The organism is Vibrio jasicida CAIM 1864 = LMG 25398, from assembly GCF_000400365.1.
Lineage (GTDB): Bacteria > Pseudomonadota > Gammaproteobacteria > Enterobacterales > Vibrionaceae > Vibrio > Vibrio jasicida.
This window is the reverse complement of the sequence record NZ_BAOG01000188.1, coordinates 1-6,024: the sequence shown is the minus strand read 5'-3', so window position 1 is coordinate 6,024 and position 6,024 is coordinate 1. Positions and strand designations below refer to the sequence as shown.

Sequence of the window (6,024 nt, the reverse complement as noted above, 5' to 3'; positions counted from 1 at the left end):
CGCAGGTATAAAGAACAATAACTTCCAGATTTCCACAATATTTCCTCCATAAAACTAACGCCCTGTTAAGGGGTGAGCAACGCAATACCGAAGCCGTTGCATACCACCTTAAACACTAAAACCAACGCATAGTAAAAATGCCACGCGTTGCGAATCCCTCTTGAACAGTTTGTTAACTGGCGATATTTTCGATTGCATGCACACTTTTTAACGCCAAATCAAGATAACGCTCAGCTTCATCTTGAGAAATAGCGAAGTCTGGTAAATGGGTAGCTCTGTTACGAAGCTGCCTCAAACTGTTTATTACCTCGATGCTATTCGGACTGAAATTTCCAGTATTTTCAAGATGCTCTAGAATTAACTTCGGATTAGTACGTTTTATCGCGGTACCTGTTGTTAAATCATTTTTTACTGCTGCAATTTCAATTAACGTCCAAGCTTCAACAATTGCTGCTCGTGGAGATATTTCAGCTAAACGGTATAGCTGCTCTTTTTGACTCAACTCTTCGGCTGTCGACTCATGAACAGGGTCTTGGGACTGGGAAATTTCCAAAGCTTTTTGTTCTGCTTTCTCTAAGCCACGCGTAAAGCTGATTTCTGTCTCACCATGTTTTAATGCGGTAAGTCTCCCCATTAAACTTTTAACTTCCTTTCGAAACAAATATCCAAGCCACACCATTGCAACAGGCCAAGCTAAAGCTTTTATTATTTCTACGATATGTTCCATATTACTCCTAGCCAGTTAACGCCTTGTTAAGGTGTGAGGCGCGCAATACCGAAGCTCCCGCATAACACCTTAACCACTAAAATCAACGCATAGTAAAAATGCCACGCGTGACGAATCACTCTTGAACAATTTGTTATGTGGCGAGCTCAAGATGTGAACAAATCGAATGATGAAACCCTAACGGTTTGATACGCCGTTATTTGGTTTTTATGCGTCTACTTGGTTGTTATGTGCGATGAAAATTAAAATTGAAAAGAAAATGGTAAGCCCGAAAAGTGATATTTTACCTTTATGTTCTTGTGATTTAGTTTTATCAGGGAACCTACCAAGCGTGAGTAATAACAAAGTTACTTTACCCAGAAAATAACATCCAAACTCAACGAATACGCCAACCACTAGAAAGCTAATAACCTTATTAATCGTCCTAGAAACTGGTGTCAAAATTTCTTCTAAGATATCGGATATCATTTTTTCCTCCATAGACACATAACGCCCTGTTAAGGTGTGAGCAACGCAATACCAAAGCCGCCGCATGCCACCTAAAACACTAAACGCTACGCATAATAAAAATGCCACGCGTTGCGAATCACTCTTAAACAGATTGTTAGTTGGCATATCTAGCACGAGAAATAGGTTAAGTTTTGTTAACTTAAACCTCGCTAATCAAAATACAAATTAAGAGGTCAATAATATTTGTTCAAAATAGAGCGAACACCATAGTCATCTAAGTCTTCTAAATCATCTATTTTCTTAAACCATTCTTCTTCAGCAGCTAAAAGAGAATCGATTTTGTTATTGTCTGTAAGCCACTCGACAAGCCCGTTTTCACACCACTCGCTAAAAACCTCTAATCCATGTTCATTTAAAGCGTAGGTCACTTGTGCCTCAATCAATGGATAAGTTATTTCACTAAAACCATGTTTATCAACCAAATCGCCCGTCAATTCATCAATTTCCGAGATATCTGTTTTCATCCAATTATCCGCCGGTAAAGCCTTTAAGTAATCAAGATACAATGGCACGTATTCAAGGCTCTGACCCATGAGTTCGATTGCAGCAAGGCTACCGTAATGTCCATCATCGTGACTGTATACCGCGGTGCAAAATTTATTATTTTCCATCCAATGTATTTGCGCCCTCAAGTAATCAGCTAACAAGTCGAACGCCTTAAGTTCGGCGGCTCGAAAAAACAAAGCATTTAGAAGTTTTCTTAGATCAATAAATCGACAGTTTAAGTCATGGCTTAAATCGCTTGCTAAGTCATCATAAAAGGTATCGACGCCAACTGATTGGCAGTGCATTTCAAATGCATGGTTCCATTCATCTAACTCAGGGAAAAAGCTCTTCACGAAACGGAATTCACCATAATCAACATTGGTCGCGTTGAACTCGGTGTAAAATACATCTGAATGATGGCTCTCATTAAGCCATTGTTCAAGGTAAGTTTTTACTTCCTCTTTTGTTTTGGCGCTTTCATATTTTTCAACTGTAGCTTTGAACTCTAATGCTACTCTTTTTGTATTTTCATTGATTCTAGATATCCATTCATTACCGATAAGCGCTATAACTTCTTCATCTGATTTCATCTGTTTAACTACCTAACTAAAGTACATCTTGCTCCAGCCAACTAACGCCCTGTTAAGGTGTGAGCAACGCAATACAAAAGCCGCAGCAAACCACCTTAAACACAAAAACCAACGCATAGTGAAAATGCCACGCGTTGCGAATCACTCTTAAACAGTTTGTTATGTTTGTACTAAATGAAACCAAAATCTCTACGTATGTTTTTTGCAATTCCATCCAAATCTGGGAACATTGAAGCGTCTGATACACCGAGCTTTTCTAGTTGTTTCCTCAATGCTGGCTTAGCTTGTTTTGGAATTAGTACTGAGTGCATGCTAACTTGAACATTCTGTGGTTGAAATGCTTCAGTTGACAAATAGCGACTGTCATCCTCTTGAGGTATTGCAAAAGGAAAAAGGGTAAAACACCCCTCTTGAGCTGCGACACGGTCGTTAACTAAATTAGGATGAAACGCTACAAGCCGATTCCAAGAAGTCATATCTGACGCATTTGAAGTGGTATGCCAGCTCGTTGGTGAATATGTATAGACGACGCCGTCAACGTCGTCATGAGCACTATTTTCAACAGCGAAATAAAGGGCTTTCAGTGGATTAGTTGACCAATCTAACAAGCGAGTTGGAACACCATGATGTTGGGCATGTATCATGATTTCTAGCGTATTTTTAGGATCTTTTTCCATGAAGCGAATTGCATGCTTCATAAACTTATCCAGTATAGACTGCTCGACTCCACGCCACCCTAAATCATACGATGTAGAAATATTTAGCGGATTAATTCGAGCCAATGTAGGGAGCAGTTCCCACTCCTGATTTGCATGACCTCGAAACATTTGAGTAGAGTGAATCTCATGTCCCTCTATCTCTTTAAGGAATTCTACTACCGAATTAATCAAAAATTACCTCCAAAAACATAACGCCGCGTTAAGTAGTGAGCAACGCAGACCACCAAACTTAAAGTATTGTGCCGTAAACACGGAACTTGAAGCAAACCAAAAATGCCGAGCGTTGGGAATCTGTCTTAAACGCTTTGTTATGCGTTTACTGCTTATTATACTTAGGCTTGATGAGTGCTGAGTTTTTGGACCTAAACAAAGAAAATGCCTCATATTCCATATAACTAACTGCGCCCATTAACTTTAAATCTTCGATAGAACGCCTTTTTACATCACAAATTATCGGGCAGATAGACACATACAAATCTAAATCATTTTTCCAATCCGAATACTCACCAAGGTGACCACGAATAGTATTGCCACCACTATGACCATGCCCACCATTTATCGAGCGGTTAAGTTGATTCAGTCTGCCTTTGATACCAGATAGAGAATTGGACATTCCAATATATACAACGTTTTCAAACGACATTTTTTGACCAGTAAGGTCGTCCGAGGTAATAGCTAAAGCATAAACGCCCGGATAGTTGATGTTTTCTAACGAGCCCCGATCAGCCCAATAGGACCAAGATGAAAACAACAATTTAGGCATAGCTACATTTCTCATATATGTACTCTTGGCAAACAATGTGACTGACGCATAACGCCGCATTAAGGTGTGAGCAACGCCACCGCGATACTCAACCATACCACCGTAAACACGAAACCCAACGATGTAATGAAAAATGCCAAGCGTTGGGAATCACTCTTAAATGCTTTGTTATATTTTTTTATCCAATGAATTGATTTTGTAAATATCTGGATGAGGTAGTTGCATAACGTGATTTTCAATGACCTTGTTTGCTAACTCTTTTTGGTCTCTGTACTTCTGAATTTCTAGGTATGATTCCGACAAGCGCTGAACTGCTTCAGAGATTCCCGGCATTTTTACTGAAAAATCACCAACATTAACCTCTCCGCCTAAGACAGCAACAGTCAAAAGTAAAACTTTTAGCGGACCACCGCTAATAACAACCTTTAGTGGACTATTGTAGCTTATAGAAACGACCTCTAATCCACTTGGAAGATATGAACTACCAACGCTGCGCTGATAAAAATAATCAATACTTTTATTAAATGTGGCTATATCTTTGCTATTTTCAGCTGAGCTGTTTAAGAGGAGCATCTCACCTAGGCATTCTCGTACATTTAATCGATGATCAGAGTCAGAGAAAACAATATTACTCTCAAGCTGCGCAGCTATACTATGTGAAACAGTTAAAATACGAAAAAACTCACTAAGCTCAGATGTCGATATTTTCCTGACACCACCCCAATAGCTTGTTTCTTCATCAATAACTAACGTTAGTAACTCTGGTTTTAACACTTAAAACTTCCTCAAAATTCGATTAAAAATATAACGCTTTGTTAAGGTGTGAGGCACGCAATACCGAAGCTTCCGCAGACCACTTTAACCACTCAACCTAACGCATAGTAAAAATGCCACGCGTGCCGAATCACTCTTAAACAATTTGTTATATTTTACAACAATCGACTGATTTTATTGATAAAGAGTTACGATGTTAACTTGGGTTCCTAACCCAACTAAGACGCTCCAATTAAAATATCGCCAGAAAAAACACACCTCTTAGATGAAAAAGTACAAGTTCGCAATTAAATAGCTAGTTAGCTAAAACGAACAATAATAAATTAGCTGCGCGTTTTAGCTGCTTATCAAATATTCTTTAATTTAGTTAATTCTACATTTTTCATGTCTATATCTGGTACTTCAACTAAATCTTGATACATAAATGCAGGCAAACCAATTTCACCTTGACCATGAACCCAAATAAAGAGCTCCAAACCTGTAATTGTTGGTTGTATAACAAAAGCAAACTGATCAACTTCGATGTTTTTCTTTTTTAAATCTTCTGGGTTTTGCAAAGCAAAACTTTCACCGATTAAATCTGCTTTAGCTAAACCAGATAATGAGTGAGCAATGAAAGGCATTTCATTTTGCTTAGAATTTGATTTAAATGTTTCTTCATAACATTTGATTGGTGCCACTATAGTTAATTTATCTCTATCAATATTGGAGTTTAAATTCAGGTCCATACCCTTTGAGTTGTACCACATCAGGTAGTAAAAAAAATAATGGCACCTTAATTGATAACTAGACATCGACTTTACAATTTGAGAATAATAAACGCCTCTATCATCAATACCATCTTCGGTTCTAGCTGATGCTAATACACCACCAAAATACTCAGCAAGAAGTTCATCATCACTAAACCTCGCTTCATCGTAAACATGCTTCATCACCCTAGCGTTTACAGTACCTTCTTGATCAATTTTTGTTCCACATTTTTTTTCAGCCTTTTTAAATACTGAGACTATATTTCTTTGGCTTTTCTCAACGAGAGTCTTCATTTCACCACCGAGGTACTCAGCAGTCGGACCTAACAGTTTTGAAACCCCATCCTTTGAAAGGTATGCTACTACAGCTGCACCACCTAATGTTGCGATTGGTTCTGGCAAAATTTTTCCTTAGTAAAGCTTCAATAAGAGGTAAATGGTGTTCATTTAATCATCAACGAAAACTAGCAGTAGTTTACCATTTCGTATACTGCTTATTACTATAATACAATGATATTTAGCATATTTCATGCTTAAAGAGGGCTAAACATGACAGCCTGAACAGTCGACAAACAACCAACTTCAAACTAGTTTTAAGACGCTGATTTCAAATAAAATATAACGCCTTGTTAAGGGGTGAGCAACGCAATACCAAAGCCGCCGCATACCACCTTAATCACCAAAACCAACGCATAGTAAAAATGCC

General features: G+C 38.3%; 7 protein-coding genes. All 7 read right to left on the bottom strand.

Annotation, left to right across the window (positions count from 1 at the left end):
- Positions 1-172: 172 nt before the first annotated feature.
- On the bottom strand, positions 173-727 hold the full coding sequence (locus VJL_RS26515; protein WP_038882348.1) for a hypothetical protein: 555 nt from the start codon (positions 725-727) through the stop codon (positions 173-175).
- A 207-nt stretch (positions 728-934) separates the two neighbouring features.
- Complete coding sequence (locus tag VJL_RS28545; protein WP_081635048.1) at positions 935-1,342, bottom strand: hypothetical protein; 408 nt, start codon at positions 1,340-1,342, stop codon at positions 935-937.
- Positions 1,343-1,410: 68 nt separating this feature from the next.
- Positions 1,411-2,313, bottom strand: coding sequence for a hypothetical protein (locus VJL_RS26505; RefSeq protein WP_038882347.1), 903 nt, complete (start codon positions 2,311-2,313; stop codon positions 1,411-1,413).
- A 170-nt stretch (positions 2,314-2,483) separates the two neighbouring features.
- The gene (locus VJL_RS26500) at positions 2,484-3,203 is read right to left on the bottom strand and encodes an FRG domain-containing protein (RefSeq protein ID WP_010448805.1); all 720 of its coding nucleotides are present in this window, start codon (positions 3,201-3,203) and stop codon (positions 2,484-2,486) included.
- A gap of 145 nt (positions 3,204-3,348) precedes the next feature.
- The gene (locus tag VJL_RS26495) at positions 3,349-3,891 is read right to left on the bottom strand and encodes a hypothetical protein (RefSeq protein WP_160167715.1); all 543 of its coding nucleotides are present in this window, start codon (positions 3,889-3,891) and stop codon (positions 3,349-3,351) included.
- 72 nt (positions 3,892-3,963) lie between these two features.
- Entirely contained in the window at positions 3,964-4,569 is a 606-nt protein-coding gene (locus VJL_RS29360; protein ID WP_038882343.1) for a helix-turn-helix domain-containing protein, read from the bottom strand.
- A gap of 347 nt (positions 4,570-4,916) precedes the next feature.
- Positions 4,917-5,720 (bottom strand): hypothetical protein, encoded by an 804-nt coding sequence (locus VJL_RS26485; RefSeq protein ID WP_038882342.1) that lies wholly within the window; start codon positions 5,718-5,720, stop codon positions 4,917-4,919.
- Positions 5,721-6,024 lie beyond the last annotated feature (304 nt).